Below are 17,635 nucleotides of genomic sequence, written 5' to 3'. Positions count from 1 at the left end.
CGGAGTCCGCCCCGTTTCCCTTGCGACGCTTATCGCCTACATCTCGGACGTGATTGCCCGCCCCCTCTCCTCTTTCCTGAAGCGACTGCCGGGCGCAACACGCCTGACGGAGAGCCTGTCGGCACGCCTCTTCGCCCTGACACTGGCGGCGATCCTGGTTACCGAATTCCTGATCTTCATCCCGTCGGCCAGCGGCCAGCGCATGCAATGGCTGGAAGAGCGCGCCTCCGCCGCCCGGATTGCCTCGCTCGCCCTCGAAGCGGCCCCGATGCGCGAAGTGTCAGACGAACTCGCCGAGAGCCTGCTGATGAAGGCCGAACTCCTTGCGGTGGCCGAAACCGAAGACGACATGCGCTTCCAGCTGCTTGCCCCTGCCCGGCCAATCGAAGGCCCAGTGCGCAGCATCGACCTTCGCGGCTCCGGCATGATGAGCCGCTCCATGGCGGCCCTGTCGGAGTATTTTGCGCCCCCTGGTGAAATCCTGGTCGTCACCGCCGAAGGCGCGGACGAAACGCGGGTGATCGAATTCGTCGTCCCGCAGGCCCCGCTGAAAGCCACGCTGGTCGCGTTCGCATGGCGGGTGACCGGCCTGTCCCTGATCATTGGCCTTGTCGCCGCCGTGCTGATCTATGCCGTGCTGGACGTGCTGGTCGTACGCCCGATGAAGCGGGTGACGGTGAGTGTCGAGCAGTTCAGCCGGGACCCCGGCAGCTGGACGCGCCGGCTGTCGCCCACGCCTCGCCGCGACGAGATCGGCCGCGCGCAGAATGCGCTCGCGGGGATGGAAGAAGTGGTTGCCGACGCCTTCCGTCAGAAAGCGCACCTCGCCGAACTGGGCAGCGCGGTCGCCAAGATCAACCACGATCTGCGCAATTCGCTTGCCTCCGCGCAGCTGGTTTCAGACGTGCTTGCGAAATCTGAAGATCCCCGCGTGACACGCGCCGCGCCGCGCCTTGAACGCGCACTTGAGCGCGCCATCGAACTCGCCACCGCGACGCTGGACTATGGCAAGGCCGCGCCGCGCGCCCCCAGGATCCAGACCGTCAGCCTGCGGAATGTCATCGCCGAGGCCGCTGACGAAGCCCTGAACGGCAGCGGGGCGCTGGTTCCGCTTGCCATCCCGGACTCCCTGCGGATCGACACCGACCCCGAACACCTCCACCGCATCGCCGCAAATCTCCTACGCAATGCCGCCGAAGCATTGGGGCAATCCGGCCGTCCGGATCCCCAGATCAGCGTGACGCTGGCCGCCGGGGCGCTCATTTTCCGTGACAATGGCCCCGGCCTGCCGGAAAAGGCGCAGGAAAACCTGTTCCGTCCGTTCGCTGGCACCGGGCGCATGAATGGCACGGGCCTTGGGCTCGTGATCGCGCATGAGCTCGCCCATGCTCTGGGCGGAAACCTGTCGCTCCTGGAAACCGGCGAGCAGGGCACCGCCTTCCGCCTCGCCCTGCCGGGCCTCACCGCGTGAGCGCTTACGCTCCGCCTCTCGAACGGCTGGCCATCCTGCATGCCGACGACGCCCTGATTGTGGTCGACAAGCCGTCCGGTCTTCTCTCCGTACCCGGACGAGGCGAAGACAAGGCCGATTGCGCTGTCTCTCGCGCGCAGCAGAACTACTCGGACGCCCTGACCGTTCACCGCCTCGACATGGCGACCAGCGGCCTCCTCCTCTTCGCGCGCGGCAAGGAGATGCAGCGCGCACTCTCCGGCCTGTTCGAGCGCGGAGACGTAGCGAAGCGCTACATCGCCGATGTCTGGGGCGCGCCGTCCCCGCCCTTCGGCGAGATTGACCTGCCGCTGATCACCGACTGGCCGAACCGGCCTCTGCAGAAGGTCGACCCCGAGACCGGCAAACCGAGCCGGACGCTCTACGAGACAGTGTCCGCCTCCGGATCAACGGCGCGCCTGGCGCTGACTCCGCTGACCGGCCGCTCACACCAGCTGCGCGTCCACCTCGCCGCGATCGGCCATCCCATCCTTGGCGATGAATTCTACGCCCACCCCGAAGCCCGGGCCGCTGCCCCGCGCCTCTGCCTGCATGCCGCCGCACTCTCTTTCTGCCATCCGCTCACCGGCGAGAAGCTGGAGCTTCACTCACCCTGCCCTTTCTGAACGGGCTTGACGCTCCCCTTCTCTCCATATATTGAATATCGATATGCCGAAGGAGCGCCCCATGCACGCCGAACTTGTCCGTGTCGCCTTGCACGAAGTCGATATCAAGATCGTCTCCGGCGACCGCATGCATGTGCTGCAATGGCGCCGCAACCTGCTCTGGGACGAAGTGCTGCTCGACGGCAAGCGGCAGGCCTCCAGCCACGGCCTCTGGGGTCGCGAAAAAGTTTATGGCCTGGTCTTCGGACGCGATGAGGAAGGCCGCGGCGGCCAGCAGGTAATGCTGATCCTCGATCCCGGTTATGGCAGCTATGATTACAACCACAATGGCCAGCGCATCAAAGGCGTGCGCCTTGAGGGTGTCAACGGAACGCTGGTTTCGTTTGGCTCGCTGGATGCCAAGGCGCTGGAAAAGCCCGCCACCTTTGCCGACTGGATGAAGAAATCCATGGGCATGGACTGGGGCACCGGCTCGCCCCGCCAGCCGCATTGAAGCACAGGCTCAGTTCGCTGCGGCGATATCAATCAGCATACGGTCGATCAGGGCCAGCACGGAAGGCGCGTCCGCAGGCCGGTCATTGGCGATGACGGAGAAGACCAGCGTTTCGCCGCTCGCCGCGATCATGTAGCCGGAGAGCGCGTTGACGCCCTGCACCGTTCCGGTCTTCGCAAAGATACGCCCCTGCAGAGCGGTGCCGCGGAACCGGCGCGCGAGTGAACCTGTTTCGCCGCCGATGGGCAGCGTTTCGCGGAAGGTATCGCCCCAGGGCTGCGCCGCCGCCCACGTGAGGAACTTCACCGTCGCCGCCGGCGTGATGCGGTTGTAGGGCGTGAGGCCCGAGCCGTCGAACAGTTCGACCTCAACCCGGCCGATGCCAGCCTCTTCGAGCATCTGGTTGATGGCCTCGAGCCCGTCTTCCGATCCATCGCCGCCGGTCGCGCGCGCGATGTGCCGCAGCAGGAGCTCAGCAGCGAGATTGTCGCTGTCGCGGGAAACATCATTCACCGCTTCGATCAACGGCGGCACTTCGAGGCGGGCGATTTCTTTCAATCCTTCATGCAACAGCGCCCAATCCCTCCGTGTACGGATCACTACCCCACCCTCGACGATAACCCCTCGCGCTTCCAGAAGCCGCTTCAGACGCTGGGCGGCCATCTCGGCGGGTTCATTCACGCTGAGAAAATAACTTCGCGGCGCCGTGCCGAGTGGCAGGCTGCCGGAAATGCGCACCGCTTCAGTGCCGGGCCAGCGCAGCAGGCTGAGCCCATTCTCGCTGCCGGCGGCGCCCGTCACCGCCTCGATCACTACCGGCATCAGGTCATCACCCGCTGCCCATTCGGCCAGCACGGCAGCACCTTCCGCCGCACCGGGCGACACGCGCAGCGCCAGCGAATTGCCATTCACCGTCAGCGCCGAAACAGGCGCGCCATAGTAGAAAGGCAGATTGTTCCAGCTCCAGCCAAGGCCGTAGGGCTCAAAGGGAAACAGGCTGGCATCGCCAATGATGTTGTCCACCCGCACAATCCCGCGCGCAGCGACCGCATCGGCCAGCATGGAGAGGCAGTTCGTCAGGCAATCTGGCCGGTCGGAAAGCTTGGGATCGCCCGCTCCGCGCAGCACTAGCGATGGCGGCGCTTCTGCCTCGCCCGGCAAGAGAAGCAGGCTGGTGCCCAGCGACAGGTCCGGTTCCGTCAGTGAGGGGATGAAGCGAAAGGCTGCTGCCGCCGTGAAAATCTTGGTGTTGGAGGCCGGGATGAAACGCTCCTGCGCCCGCTCCGCCTCGATCACTTCGCCGGCCAGTGTCGCCACCATCAGTCCGAGGCGCACACCTTCCACCTGCCGTTCGATTGCTTCGCTCGGCGGCAATGCGGGCGCTTCGGGCGCAGGCGCCGTCGCGCAGGCCTGAAGCCCGACGATCAGCAAGGCGGCAGAAAGGGCTGACCTCAATTTCATCCGCGTCCTGCCTTTTCCTAGCTCAGCCGTTTCTTGGTGCGGCCTTCATGCGCCCGCGCGTTTGCCGGGTCCTCCGGCCAGTCATGCTTGGGGTAGCGCCCGCGCATATCTTTCGCCATGTCCTTGTAACCTGCGCCCCAGAAGCGCGCGAGATCCTGCGTGGTGGCGACCGGCTTCATGCCCGGCGACAGCATCTCCACCGTTACCGGCACACGTCCCGCCGCGATCGCCGGATGCGCTGTGAGACCGAAGAAAGCCTGCGCCCGAGCCGACACAAGCGGCGCCCGCGGGTCGAGCCAGTCGACGCGCGCAGTCTGGCCGGAGGGCAGGTCAAGCGTCAGCGGGGCGTGATGGCGCAGCGCCTCCTGCATCGGCCAGTCAAACGACTGCACCAGCGCGTCGCGCACCTCATGCGGCGCCGGCACAGCCGCGCCCTTGCGCCGCAGGAGCGGCAGCAGCCAGTCCGCAGCGCTTGAAACTAGTTCTGCGGCCTCCCTCACAGGCGCCTCGATCAGGCCGGCCTGCTCCAATATCCTCAGACGGCTGAGCGTTTCTTCTATCACTTCCTCCGCGCCAATGGCTGCGAACCCGCCTGCCTCCAAAGCTGCAAACATTGCCGCCGCCGCAGCGTCCGCTGAAGGCTTTGGCAGGGGCGCTTCGGACAGGATGATCGCGCCGAGCGCCTTCACCCGCCGCGCGGCGAACTTGCCGGTCTTCGGATCAAACGTTGCGCGGTCTTCTGTGAGCACCTTCTGGCTCGCCAGCGCCTCTGCCTCCGTCAGCGGCAGGGCAAGCGTGATGCGCGGCTCGCGCGCAGCGCCGCCCAAATCTGCAACCACGAGCCAGTCAGATTTCGCCAGATTATCCGTAGTCGGAAGGTTAGCCGCCCGGCCGGAGGCCATCAGGTAGGCCCCGTCCGAACCCGGCCGCCGGCGCGCCACCTGATCCGGCCAGGCGAACGCCAGCAGCGCCGCGAGATTTCCGCCGGGCGCCGCGCCGCCGCCCCAGCTTGCCGCCTGCGCCTTCAGACTGCGCGCCCGCGGGCTGCCATCAGCGCGGAAACGTTGCAACCGGTCGCGCAGATCACTCGAATCGCCGCCCATGCCGCGCTCGCCCGCCAGCGCTGCGACTTCCGCCGCCAGCGCCTTCTCCGCTGCGCCGGGCGCCGCCGCGATCAGCGCGGCGAGACGCGGCGCCATCGGCAAGCGCGCCATCTCGCGTCCCTTCGCCGTCAGTGCGCCGGCCTCATCAATGGCGCCGAGCGCTTTCAGCTGCGCCTCCGCCGCGCGGTACTTTCCGGCAGGCGGCGGATCGAGCCAGGTCAATTTTGCCGGATCACGCTCGCCCCATTCGGCCAGCGCCAACACGAGACCCGAAAGGTCAGACGACAGGATTTCCGGCACCGGCGCAGCCATCAGCCCGCGCGTCGCGGCTTCATCCCACAGCCGGTAACACACGCCCGGGGCCGTACGCCCGGCCCGGCCCCGTCGCTGGTCCACCGATGCACGCGATGCCCGCACGGTCGAGAGCCGCGTGCCGAGCCCGCCCGCTTCATCTTCCGCGACACGCGACAGGCCGGAATCGATAACGATCCGTACACCCTCAATCGTGAGCGCGCTCTCGGCAAGGTCGGTTGCGAGCACCACCTTGCGCTTGCCGAGCGGCGCGGGCGACACAGCCGCATCCTGCTCCGCAGGCGACAATGCCCCGAACAGCGGCGCAATGATTATGTCAGGCCCAAGTCCTTCGAGCGCCTCTGCCGTGCGGTGAATTTCCCGCGCGCCCGGCAGGAAAGCCAGCACCGAGCCCGCCTCTTCCCGCAACGCCTGACGCACGGCTTTCGGCATCCGGTCCTCGATCCGGTCCTCCGACCGGCCGAGATAGCGCGTCTCCACCGGGAACATGCGCCCTTCGCTCTCGATCACCGGCGCACTCACCGCACGCGCCACCGCCGCAGTATCCAGCGTGGCCGACATGATCAGCAGGCGGAGGTCTTCGCGCAGCGCGCCCTGCGCCTCCAGCGCCAGTGCAAGCCCGAGATCAGAGTTGAGGCGCCGCTCGTGAAACTCGTCGAACAGCACCGCGCCGACGCCCTTCAGCTCCGGATCACTCAGGATGCGGCGCGTGAACAAGCCGTCGGTGATCACTTCGATTCGCGTCGCCGCAGACACTTTCCGGTCCACCCGCGTGGTCAGGCCGACCGTCTGCCCCAGCCGCTCGCCAAGACTAGAGGCCATGCGCTCGGCTGCCATGCGCGCCGCAATGCGCCGCGGCTCCAGCATCAGGATACGCCCGTCGATCACACCCGGCTTGCCCGCAAGCCCCGCCAGCGCCAGTGGCACCCGCGTCGTCTTGCCCGCCCCCGGGGGCGCCGCCAGCACCAGCCGGTTGCCCTCCCCCAGCGCCACCCGCACCGCCGGAAACACATCATCAATCGGCAGGGCATTCATGGCGGCAGGCATGGCCCCGGAATAAAGGGCCTGCCCCCGAACTGGCAAGCGTCAACACCCGGATAAAAATACTCCTCGAGGTTGATTCGTTGCAGGATCGTAACTAACGTCCCGCCGGGGCGGAGGCTGACATGGCGGATGGAACAGGACCGAGCAGCAGTGAAATCGAGACAGCGAAGGCGTTGCCTGCGGCACGGGCTGAACGCGCCAAGCTGACGCCCTGGCTCTTTGGCACGCGAAATGGCTTGATGAGCTTATGGGCCGTCGTGGCTGCTGTCGGCCTCGCTGGTTTGCTTGCCATCAACGAGTTTGTCCTTCCGGTTCTGGAAACAGACTGGGTGCGTGAAACCGCGCTTATCGCGACCCTTCTGTTCTGGGCGCCCGTCTTGCTTCTTCTGCTTGATCCTTCAGACAACATGGCCCGGGGGCCGCGCTTGCGGCTGCCGATCATGAGTATCATCATCCTGGCTGCATTGGCAGGCTGGGCCGTCGCTGCCGGCACGATCACCGGATATTCGGGCCCACCCCTGCAGGAGACGGCCGCGTCTCAGAGCAAGCTGCCCCTGTTCATGAGCCTGCTCACTCTCGCCTTTTTGCCGCTGATCTGGAACGCGTCGAACTTCGCAAGATTCCAGCAAGCGCAGATGCTCGAGCGCCGCCAGCATGCGAACCGTGACGAAGCCGGCGAAGATGTTGCCCATATAGTCGCTGCCGCGCGTGCAACAGAAGCTGCGAGCGCGCTGACCGCAACCTTCGTCGTGCTGATTATCGGCGGGCTGGCCATCTGGGCAGGAGCCGGGCTGAGTGCGGAGGCCTCAGGCACTGGCAACGAATCTCTGAACCTTTCCCGCACATTCGGACTTGCGCTTTGCGGCTGCGTCGCCGCGCTGTTTGCAGCGGTGGTGATCTCGGATCACATTCAGGATTGGCCCATCGTGACGCGCCTGTCCCGTATGCTGAATGGTTTGTCCCGGCCCGCCGCCGGACTCGCCGCGTTCTATGGCAGCGTCGATTCCGCGCTCGTGTATATCGGCGCCGGAGTCGTGGGAATGTACCACCGGACTTGGACCGGGCGGTATTTCGTTCTTTGCGCCTTGCTTGGAAACCTTGCCGTCATGGGCTGGTTCCTGCCTGCTCCTTGGGGTCTCGTGCCGCTTGGCATGGCGTTCCTGCTTGCGGTTTCGGTCTCACGTCTCTGGAGCTGGGTTGAAGAAGACCGGTCGCTCGCGGCAATGACAGGTCACAGCGAGCGAGCGCCGTACAAGATCGGCTTTCGGGAAGACTACCGCGACGAGACCCTGCTCGGTTTCATTTTCATCTTCGCGCTGGCGCCGATGGCCATGAAGCAGCTGCACGTCGGGATGTTTGAGTCTCAACTGTTCAATGTGACAGGATCGCCAGGCTTCCTGGACTGGATGGCCTTCTTCGGGGTTGAACTTGCCAAGGCTGTTCCGATTGTCGACTGGGCAGAAATCTATGGTGTGAATTCCAACGGCCTAGCCATATCGATGGACAGCGCGCCGTCCCGCCACGCGGTTTTCCTGGCACGGATCATGGTTGACCTCGTCCTGATCGCCGCCCTGCTCCAGGCCTTTTCGATCAGCGCCCGGAACCGTAGCCAGAAGCGGCTCTATGCCGATCGGAACATCGACCGTCTCGACCGGTTTGTCGAAAACCGGGAGCTTGCCAAGGCAATCCGGCAATGCCGGCAGGCTGACGGAAGCTTCAAGGTATCGCTGCTGCGCAGCCCCGACCTTGTGGATTTCCGGCACTACAATATTCCGCGCCTGCAAGTGCTGCATTCGACCTCGACAAGCGCCGATGTGCGCAGCTTCATCGAGGCGCTGTCCACGGATCAGGGCCGGTTCCGGCTTGAGCCCGCAATCAACGATGTTCGCAACCTCGCAAATGCCGGTGCGAGCGGAAGGGAAATCCTGCTGGCCTTCCAGCGCGCGGTTGAGGAAGACACCTACGCGCGGGAACTGCCGGAGGGAACGCCGGGACGCGAGGATCGGCTGATCGATGCCGAGGACCTCAAGGACGTGCTGACAGCTTTGCGTGCCCGGTCCGGTATCCGCGATCTCAAGGAAATGCTGATCGACCGTCTCGCCGCCGCAGCCTCGCCGCAGAAAGTTCTGGAGTATCTCTCCGGCATCGTTCACGGCCCGAGCCAGGATGTTCAGATATTTGCCCGGGAACGGGCAACCCGCCGCATGCTGGATGCAATGGAGGCCATCCGCAAAACCGGACAAGCCGGGCATGCTGCCATCATGGATGCAAGCATAATCTCAAACCTGTCGAAGGCGGCCGCCACATCTTCCGGCCAATTGGCGGATCTGATCAACAGGCTGATCCGGCAGCTCTCTGAGTAATAGCGCCGCGCCTTACCACTGCCCTCAATCGCTCTCGCCGGTTGCCATACTTGCCCCCGCCCCCTAGGGTCCGGCCCCTGTGGAAGCTGATGCGGAGAAGCGGCATGAAGGGCTGGTTTGCGATCGATCTCTGGAAGCGGGTGATGCTGGGCCTTGTGCTCGGTCTCGCGCTCGGCCTTGCCCTGAGATACGCGATCAGTCCCGAAGCGGCGCGAGAGATCACCACCGTCTGGTTCAAGCCCTGGGGCGATGCCTTCATCCGGCTGATCCGGATGCTGGTTGTGCCGCTGATCTTCACCACGCTGGTTGCCGGGGTGCTGGCCATGGGCGATCCCAGCCGGCTGGGCCGTCTCGGTGTCATGACGCTGGGCATCTTCTTCCTGACCACCCTGGTCGCGGTCGGCATCGGCCTTGGCATGGGCACGCTGTTCCAGCCCGGCGCCGGGTTCGATCTCTCGAGCGTATCCGCCGCAGACGCCGCGGCCTACGGCGAGCGGCTCGAAAGTGTCGGCGCCGCCCCGTCCCTCGTCGACCGGCTGCTGGCTATCATTCCGATCAACCCGGTGGAATCGATGGCGAAGGGCGACGTTCTGCCCATCATCTTCTTTGCCCTGATCTTCGGCGTCGGCATCCTCCTCGCCGGAGACGCCGGCAAACCGGTGGGCGATGCCATTTCCAGCGCTGCCGAAGCCATCCTGAAAGTGACGATGTTCGTGATGGAAACGGCGCCGTTCGGCGTATTCGCCCTGATGACCTGGGTGATGGCGGATCAGGGTCTCACCGTTCTGATCTCGCTCGGCAAGATGACCGCGGCGCTCTACCTGACCAGCGCCGTGCAGATCTTCTTCGTGTTCGGACTGGTGCTTGTCGGCCTTTTGGCAAGACTCCCAATCCTTCCCTTTTTCCGGGGCATGGCCGACGCGATTGCCGTCGCTTTCTCGACCTCCTCCTCCAGCGCGACCCTGCCTGTCACCATCACCTGCGTCACGCAGAACCTCGGCGTGAAGAAATCCGTGGCCGGCGGCGTCCTGGCGCTTGGCGCAACGGTCAACATGAACGGCACGGCGGCCTATCAGGGCCTGATCGCACTCTTCGCCGTGCAGGCGCTCGGGCTTCAGCTCGGCCTTGGCGACTATGTGATGATCATGATCCTGGCGACGCTGGTCGCCATCGGTACGGCCGGCATACCGGGCGTCAGCCTCTTCCTCGCGGCGAACACATTGTCCGCCATTGGCGTATCGAACGAACAGATCGTGCTGATCATCGCCGTACTCTTCCCGTTCGACCGGATCCTCGATATGGCGCGCACCGTGACCAACATCACGGGCGATGCCGCTGCTGCGACCTTGATCGGCAAGTGGGAAGGCGAGATCGACGAGGAGGTCTACCGGGCTTCAGACCGGTTCTGAAGAAAAGCAGGCGCGTGCCGCGTTCAGTGCGGCGCCGCCTCGCCCAGTTGCGGCGCCGGCAGCGGCGCCCCTGCGGCCACCTTCGCCGGCAGCCAGCAGGTGACTTCCAGCCCGCCGCCATCGACCGGCTTCATGCCGACCTGTCCACCATGCAGGTGGATGAAATGCTTAACCAGAGCGAGGCCGAGGCCCGCACCGCGCTGGTCGCCGGAAACGAAACTGTCGAAGCTCGTCGCCCGCTTCTCGGCATCGAGCCCGACGCCATTGTCCCGCACACTGAGCATCACCATATCGCCCGCGCGCTGCGCCGAAACCACGACTTCCCCGCCCGGCTCCGTGAATCGCAGGGAATTGGACACCAGGTTGAAAAGCACCTGCTTGATGCGCCGCGCATCGGCGCGGATCGTGCCCAGCTTGCCGATGATGTCGGCGCGGACGGACACTTCGGTATCCTCCGCCTTCGACACGACCATCTCGATACCTTCGGCGATCAGGTCGTCGAGCAGGACCGTGTCGAGATCGAGATCCATACGGCCGGCCTCGATCAGGGCGAGGTCGAGAATGTTCTCGATCAGCTTGTTCAGGTGATCGGATGCCGACAGGATTGCGCGAACATGGTCGGTCTGACGCTCCGTGAGCGGACCATTGCGCTGGGTCTCCAGAAGCTCTGCATAGCCGAAGATCGTGGTCAGCGGCGAACGCAGCTGGTAGCTGACATTGCGCACGAATTCGGTCTTCAGCCGGTCTGCGGCCTCGAAGGCTTCCGCGCGGTCGCGCAGGGCCGATTCCACGCGGCGCGTTGCGGTCACATCGGCAAAGGCAATCAGCGTGTTGCCGTCCGGCAGCGGGTTGGTCAGATAGGTCAGCAGCGTGGCATCGGACCGGTACATCTCGCCTGCAGTCGCCTGCCGCGCAGCGGCGGACGGGTCGGTGATGTGCACCTTGATCGCATCCCACACTTCGCGCTTGTGGAACATCGGCACACAGGCCTCGACGATATCGTCATAGTCCGGCGTGTCCTTCAGGAGATCAGCCGGAAGTTCCCAGACGCGCTCGAACGCGCGGTTGTGCAGCCGCAGCCGGCCATCACTTCCGAACACGGCGACAGCTTCGTGCAGATTGTCCAGCGTCGAACGCTGCGTCTTGATCAGCGCATTGAATTTCGTCTGCAGGGCGAGGTGGTCGGTGATGTCCTTGAACAGCAGCAACAGTCCGCCCATCGGATGGCGCTGGCGCGTCACGGACAGCGTGCGGCCATCCGGCAGCGCCCACTTGTCTTCCTTCACGCCGTCGAGATCAATGTAATAGGCGATCTCCTCGGCGCGCCATTCGGCATAGTTCGGCCGGCCCGGCAGCTTGCGGCGCTCGCGCAGCCTGTCGAGCAGCTGGCCGTGATTGGGGCGTTCCAGCAGGAAAGCCTCTTCCAGGTCCCACATGTCGCGGAATGCCTTGTTGTAGAAGCTCAGCCGGCGATCCGCCGAGAAAATCGCCACCGCATCGGCCACATGGTTCAGCGTCTCGTCATGGGCGCGGACATGGCGGTTCAGCTCCTCGCGCGCATTCTCCTGCGCGGTCACGTCAAAGGCCATCGCCCCGGCCCCGCCCGACAACGGGAAAGTCAGTACACGCATCGCCCGGCGCTCATTGCGGATCGACACGGTGCGCGTCTCGTCATGTTCCTGGCCGTCCGAAATCGTCTTGCGCGCCTGTTCGGCAATCGCCTGATCGAGCATGGTCTGCTCTTCCAGCAAGCGGTCGAGGCTCGAGACATCCACCGCGGCAAGGTAGGCAGGGTTCGCCCATTGCAGCCGCCCCATGCCTGACACGCGCCAGGCCGGGAACGGCGCCTTGCGCAGCATGTCGAGGAAGGCTGTCGGATCGCGCGCGATCACCTGGCGCGCCTCTTCGAACTTTCCGCGTGCGGAGCTTTCCTCAAGCCCCTTGATGGTCGAATCGGTGACCCACACCACCGCGCGCGCGCCCGCTGTGCGTCCGTCCGCTTCAAGGAAACGGCCCGATGGTCCGATGATCGTCAGCGAGAACGGATTGCCCTGATCGCGCAACTCGCGCAGGCGGATGCGTAGCGTCGTGTCCTGCCCTGTCGAATCGCGCGCCTCGAGATCGGCAATGCCTTCCACGATCCGCACGGTCGGGTTTTCTGAGATCGCCGCGTCCGTGAAACTCAGAAGGCCCGCCAGCGCCACGGAAGAGCCGAACACTTCCGGCGGGGTGATCTCGTCGCCTTCCACTTCCAGCGCGTCGCCCTGCCAGACCAGCACCACGCCCGGATGCGCGCCGAGAATCGATTTCAGCGCGGCGTTTTCGGTTTCCCGTTCCCCGGCAAGGTCGCGGTAGCGCTTTGCCGCGCCCCTCGCCCCGTCTGAAACCCGCAGCGCCCAGAGCAGCGCGCCCAGCGCCAGCATCGCCGTGCCGACGGCCATCAGGGTGGGGACTTGATCAGCGTTCATCCGGGTTCGCCTTTCCGACAGGCATGACACAGCCATTCCGGCCGCGACTCGGGGTCAGTTTATACTGGTTAACGAATGGCTCCGAGAGCGTTAAGGCAGGGTTAATTCACGGCCTGTCAGGCTTGCCCGTGCCGCTCCTTTAGGGCTGCATCCGCCTGTTGCAAAAACGCCACACCCGCCTAGGGTAACCTTTCTGAAGCCCGTGGAGTCCCCGCTTGATGCGTTCCCCCCTTCCGTCCCTAATCCTGTCCGCCCTGCTTCTGGCCGCCCTTCCGGCCGCCGCCCAGGCCGAAGGCGACGGGGACGACATCGTGCGCCTGCCCGGCCAGGGCCTCGTCAAACCCGATGGACTGCCCGCGGAGCTGAAGCTGGAACGGCTGGTGCCCGGCGGCGGCCTGTTCGCCAGCTTCGATACCAACGGCGACGGCAAGGTGTCGGCCCTCGAGCTCAAGGACGGCATCCGCGCCGCCTACACGGCAGCCGACGTCAACAAGGATGGCCAGCTCTCCGCCCTCGAACAGATCGACTGGGCCGAAAGCCTGCCGACCCGCGATGATACTCTGGCCAACCCGGTCCGCTTCGACCCGAATCTCGACCGTATTGTCACGTTCGAGGAGTTTGCCGCTGTCATCAACCAACTCGCCGGCAACTATCAGGACGCGGACGCCTCGATCGATATCGCGAGACTCTCGGCGCCCGAGCCGAAAGCCGAGCGCGGCGACCGGCGCTTCATGGGCGGCCCGCCTCAGCAGGGCGGCTCCCGGTTCCGCGCGGGCTGAGCCCGGCTTGACACAGGCCCGCTGTCAGGCGACCCGCTGGCTGCCATGACCCTCCCCACCCTTCCGCCCGCCCGCGGCAAGCTGATTGCGAACGCCCCGCTGGCGCCCTACACTTGGTTCCGCGTCGGCGGGCCGGCCGATGCGCTGTTCCTGCCGGAAGACGAGGATGATCTCGAGGCCTTCCTGAAAGCGCTCGATCCCGCGATCCCCGTCACCATCCTCGGCGTCGGCTCGAACCTGATCGTGCGCGATGGCGGCATCGAAGGCGTCGCCATCCGCCTGATGGGCCGGCAATGGGGCGAGATCACCAGGACCGGCGAGACCGAACTCACCGCCGACTCCGGCGCGCTGGACCTTGCCGTCGCCAGGGCCGCCGCAAAGCATGGCCTCACTGGCCTCGAGTTCCTCTCCGGCATCCCCGGCTCGCTCGGCGGCGCCACACGCACCAATGCCGGCTGCTATGGCCGCGAACTGAAAGACGTGCTCGTCCGCCTCGAAGGCTTCACCCGCGCAGGCGAACGACGCACCTATGGCGACGGCCACACGCCCGTCCACTTCACCTACCGCCACACCGACCTGCCGGACGATTTCCTGGTCACCCGCCTTGTGCTGCAGGCGACCGGCAACGGTGACCCCGCTGCCATCGCCGCCGAGATCGAAACGCTGCAATCGCGCCGGGCGGAGACCCAGCCGATCCGCGAGAAAACCTCGGGCTCCACCTTTGCAAATCCGGACCCGCCGGGCACGCCCGACCAGCGCTCCGCCTGGAAGCTGATCGACGCGGCTGGCTGCCGCGGCCTGAAAGTCGGCGGCGCGCAGGTCTCGCCGATGCATTGCAACTTCCTGATCAATACCGGCGAAGCCACCGCTGCCGACCTCGAAGCGCTCGGCGAGCTTGTCCGCGCCCGCGTACTCGACACGTCCGGTGTCTCCCTGCGCTGGGAAGTCCGCAGGATCGGCCGTATACAGACGGTCTAGAACTTCCCCTTCAGCTCGAAGGTAAAGATCGGGCCGAAGCCGCGGCTGTAGTCTTCCGAGCGCACCAGCGTGCCCGAACGGTCCGGCGCATATTGCTGGCGCCAGAATTTGTCGCGCTGGTCGAACAGGTTGCCGAACGCCACCCTTGCCGTCATGCCGGCCACGTCCTTGTGCTCGACATAGGCGAAGGAGAATGCCGGCTCATTCTCGCGCAGCATCACTTCGGAGATCCGGTATTGCGGCTCCTGCTTGAAGCCTTCGACGATCAGGCCCCAGGCCCAGTCCGTGTTCGGAACATCCTGACGGAGTTCAAGATTGTAATCATAGATGAGGTGCGCATTGATCGAGCGGCGCTGGCCGGTCACCGGGTCATCGACTTCCGTATCGAAGTAGCGGCCATTGAACGTCAGCTCCGCGCCGGCAAAACCCAGCTTGCTGAGTTTCATCGTGGAGTTTGTCTCCAGCGCAAACAGCTTGCCACTGTCGATATTCCCAGGCCCAGCGCCTGTGCCGATCGGCACCTGGTCGATCACGTCTTCCAGTTCGACAAAGATCAGCCGAACCGTCGATGCACCCCAGTCCTTGAAGTCCTTCTGCGCTTCCAGGTTAAGCCGCCATGACTGGTTGGGCACGATTTCCGGATTGCCATCCACACCGCTGCCCTGATCGAGGTTCACCGACGAGATGAAGTCGAAGAAGTTCAACTGGCCAACGCGGCGCTCGACCTTGCCGACGAGTTTCAGCATGTCACTCTGTTGCCAGGAAAGCGTCGCCTGCCCTTTCGGGCGCGTGAATTCGCGCTTGTTCTCGGCGTCGCCGGTCTGCGACAGTTCGGAATATTCCGCGCCTGCCGATATCTGCAGGTTGAGTTTCGGCGAGAGCTTGCGGCCATGCGTGAAGATCACTTCACCGCGGCGTTCTTCCACGCGCGAATTGGATAGGCCGAGCGGGATTTCCACCAGCGGCCCGCCGCCGATGGCCTCGAAAAGGTCCGTCTCCGCTTCCAGCGTGTTGAACGCGCCTTCAGCTGAAACCTGCCAGTCCACGCCCGGCTTGGTCGACATCGCATACTCGGTGCGCAGGATGTATTCGCCCTCGTCCACCGTCTGCAGAAAAACCTGGTCGAACCTTCCCGTGCCATCGAGATTTCCGGAACGGAACACATCGGTGTACGGACTATGCTCATACCGCGCGAGACCGATCAGCTTCAACCGCCCGGGACCTGCGCCAAACTCATAGTCGCCGCCCAGTTCGCCGTTCCACTCATCTTCCGAGCTGGTGAAGAAACGCCGCCCCTCCACACCGCCGACAGGGAAAGTCTTGGAAATCTGCTTCTGATTCCCTTCATATATCTGTCCCTTGGCATTGAGGTTCGCGATCACGCCGCTCGGCGGTTTCCACGACAGCGAACCCGACACAGAGACATTGTCCTGGATCGAGGTGAAATCCTCGTCGCGCCGTTCGATCAGCGTTCCGGTGCCGTCCCAGATATTGCGCCAGCCCGCATCCGCGCCCCGCCCCGGATTGCCGCTCGCTTCCAGCGTCCAGCTCGTTGCGTCCTTCGCGCCCGACAGGCTGACATTGAACTCGTCAAACGAGGGTGGCAGGTCCTCGCGGACGCGCATCTTCCAGCGCCAGCTGCCATCCACCGTGCCAACCCCGTCCGTCACGACATTGACGACCTTGCCGGAGAGGCCCGGAATCTCGAGCTGGCTTCCTTCCAGCACTTCAATGCGCACAACCCGCGCCGCCGCGATCCGCCCGAGCGCGGCCTCCGCACCGTTCGACTTTGCCGAAACCCGCTGGCCGTTGATCAGCACATTGCCCCGCGCCTGGCCAAAGCCGCGCTGGCCGCTGTCATCGCTGAGGATCGCAAATCCCGGCACCCGGCGCACCATGTCGAGCGCGGTCACAGGCGCGTACTGGCTGAAATCGGCCGGCTGGAAAACGTTGCGGTCGGCGGCGGAGGCAGGCGTCGCCTCCTGGGCGATGGCCGGTCCTGCAAGTGCAGCAACAGCAAGGCTTCCCAGCAGCAGGGAACGAAACGGCATAGGCGACTCCTCCGAATTCTTGTTCTGGTAGTCTCGGTGGCTCGCGCCAGAAGATTTACCGTTTTTCAAAATGGATTTGTCGCTTATCGATAATGACTATGGCTGTAGTCAACCCCCTTTCTTTCGCACCTCAGATGATATTTCCGTAATGCTCCTTAATCCCGCCAGACAGCTGCCGCGCACAGCCTTTTAAGATCGTATTCACCGCACCGCGCCATCACGGAGGCCGGGCGGACAGAACGCGCCTCAGGAGGATTGATGATGAAACGGGTGGCTGTGATTTATGGCGGTTGGTCCTCGGAGCGGCCGGTATCGCTGTCCTCCGGACGCCAGATGGCCGAAGCCGCGCGCAAGGCCGGCTACGATGTCACCGAGATCGATGCAACCCGCGAACTCGCCCGCCAGCTCGCCGAAGCGACACCCGATGTCGTGCTCAACGGCCTGCATGGCCCCTGGGGGGAGGATGGCTGCGTGCAGGGCCTCCTGGAAATCATGGGCATCCCCTATTCCCATTCCGGCGTGCTCGCCTCTGCCCTCGCGATGGACAAGCTCAAATCGAAGGCCGTCTACCGTTCTGCGGGTCTCGATGTCGCCGGAGACAAGCGCGTCACCCGTGCCGAAGCTGCCGCCGCGCATGCGCTGAAACCGCCCTATGTCATCAAGCCGGTCAATGAAGGTTCGTCTTTCGGCGTCCTGATCGTGCGCGAGGGCAGCAATTCGCCGCCGCAGGAACTCACAGGCCCGAACTGGCGCTACGGCGATTATCTGATGGCGGAGGAATACATCCCCGGCCGCGAACTCACCGTCGCCGTGCTCGGCGACCGCGCGCTCGCCGTCACCGAGATCACGACCTTAAGAGACTATTACGATTTCGATGCAAAATACGCGGCTGGCGGCTCACAACATGTGATCCCGGCGGATCTGCCCGCGCATGTGACCAAGGCGGCGCTCGACGCGTCCCTCACAGCGCACCGGGCTCTGGGATGCCGCGGGGCGACACGTTCTGACTTCCGCTATGACGAAAAGAAGGACCGGCTCGTGATCCTCGAGACAAACACC

12 protein-coding genes are annotated in these 17,635 nt (G+C 64.8%); 8 read left to right on the top strand and 4 right to left on the bottom strand.

Translation table 11 applies throughout. The features are described 5' to 3' along the window. Window positions 1–49 precede the first annotated feature (49 nt). The 3 genes from ACK4TE_RS11830 to ACK4TE_RS11820 all read left to right on the top strand — a co-directional run bounded on the left by ACK4TE_RS11830 (window position 50) and on the right by ACK4TE_RS11820 (window position 2,608). Entirely contained in the window at window positions 50–1,471 is a 1,422-nt protein-coding gene (locus ACK4TE_RS11830) for a sensor histidine kinase (protein WP_409911724.1), read from the top strand. Further along, on the top strand, window positions 1,468–2,115 hold the full coding sequence (locus tag ACK4TE_RS11825) for a pseudouridine synthase (RefSeq protein WP_409911723.1): 648 nt from the start codon (window positions 1,468–1,470) through the stop codon (window positions 2,113–2,115). The genes ACK4TE_RS11830 and ACK4TE_RS11825 overlap by 4 nt, the downstream gene beginning before the upstream one ends. Window positions 2,116–2,176: 61 nt before the next feature. Next, window positions 2,177–2,608 (top strand): hypothetical protein, encoded by a 432-nt coding sequence (locus ACK4TE_RS11820; protein WP_409911722.1) that lies wholly within the window; start codon window positions 2,177–2,179, stop codon window positions 2,606–2,608. Window positions 2,609–2,617: 9 nt separating this feature from the next. On the opposite strand, the gene dacB is transcribed toward ACK4TE_RS11820, so the two are convergent. Further along, the gene (gene dacB, locus ACK4TE_RS11815) at window positions 2,618–4,069 is read right to left on the bottom strand and encodes a D-alanyl-D-alanine carboxypeptidase/D-alanyl-D-alanine-endopeptidase (RefSeq protein WP_409911721.1); all 1,452 of its coding nucleotides are present in this window, start codon (window positions 4,067–4,069) and stop codon (window positions 2,618–2,620) included. Between the two features lie 17 nt (window positions 4,070–4,086). Next, window positions 4,087–6,531 (bottom strand): ATP-dependent helicase HrpB, encoded by a 2,445-nt coding sequence (hrpB, locus tag ACK4TE_RS11810; protein WP_409911720.1) that lies wholly within the window; start codon window positions 6,529–6,531, stop codon window positions 4,087–4,089. A 119-nt stretch (window positions 6,532–6,650) separates the two neighbouring features. Between hrpB and ACK4TE_RS11805 the strand changes: the two genes are divergently transcribed. Together ACK4TE_RS11805 and ACK4TE_RS11800 are read left to right on the top strand one after the other, a co-directional pair. After that, window positions 6,651–8,891, top strand: coding sequence for a hypothetical protein (locus ACK4TE_RS11805; RefSeq protein WP_409911719.1), 2,241 nt, complete (start codon window positions 6,651–6,653; stop codon window positions 8,889–8,891). 104 nt (window positions 8,892–8,995) lie between these two features. Further along, window positions 8,996–10,300: a dicarboxylate/amino acid:cation symporter gene (locus ACK4TE_RS11800; protein WP_409911718.1), complete on the top strand. Its 1,305-nt coding sequence runs from the start codon at window positions 8,996–8,998 to the stop codon at window positions 10,298–10,300. A 23-nt stretch (window positions 10,301–10,323) separates the two neighbouring features. On the opposite strand, the gene ACK4TE_RS11795 is transcribed toward ACK4TE_RS11800, so the two are convergent. After that, window positions 10,324–12,768 (bottom strand): PAS-domain containing protein, encoded by a 2,445-nt coding sequence (locus tag ACK4TE_RS11795; protein ID WP_409911717.1) that lies wholly within the window; start codon window positions 12,766–12,768, stop codon window positions 10,324–10,326. Window positions 12,769–12,986: 218 nt separating this feature from the next. On the opposite strand from ACK4TE_RS11795, the gene ACK4TE_RS11790 reads away from it, so the two are divergent. Further along, window positions 12,987–13,547: a hypothetical protein gene (locus ACK4TE_RS11790; protein WP_409911716.1), complete on the top strand. Its 561-nt coding sequence runs from the start codon at window positions 12,987–12,989 to the stop codon at window positions 13,545–13,547. 45 nt (window positions 13,548–13,592) lie between these two features. After that, a complete protein-coding gene (gene murB / locus ACK4TE_RS11785) occupies window positions 13,593–14,525 on the top strand; it encodes a UDP-N-acetylmuramate dehydrogenase (RefSeq protein ID WP_409911715.1) in 933 nt (310 codons plus the stop codon). Here murB and ACK4TE_RS11780 read toward each other — a convergent pair. Further along, window positions 14,522–16,576, bottom strand: coding sequence for a TonB-dependent receptor plug domain-containing protein (locus ACK4TE_RS11780; protein WP_409911714.1), 2,055 nt, complete (start codon window positions 16,574–16,576; stop codon window positions 14,522–14,524). The genes murB and ACK4TE_RS11780 overlap by 4 nt on opposite strands. Before the next feature lie 261 nt (window positions 16,577–16,837). Here ACK4TE_RS11780 and ACK4TE_RS11775 point away from each other — a divergent pair. Then, on the top strand, window positions 16,838–17,635 hold a 798-nt coding region (locus ACK4TE_RS11775; protein WP_409911713.1), incomplete at its 3' end, for a D-alanine--D-alanine ligase.

It is taken from the genome of Hyphomonas sp., from assembly GCF_046313975.1.
In the GTDB taxonomy this organism is placed as follows: domain Bacteria; phylum Pseudomonadota; class Alphaproteobacteria; order Caulobacterales; family Hyphomonadaceae; genus Hyphomonas.
This window is presented reverse-complemented; position numbering and strand designations above follow the sequence as displayed.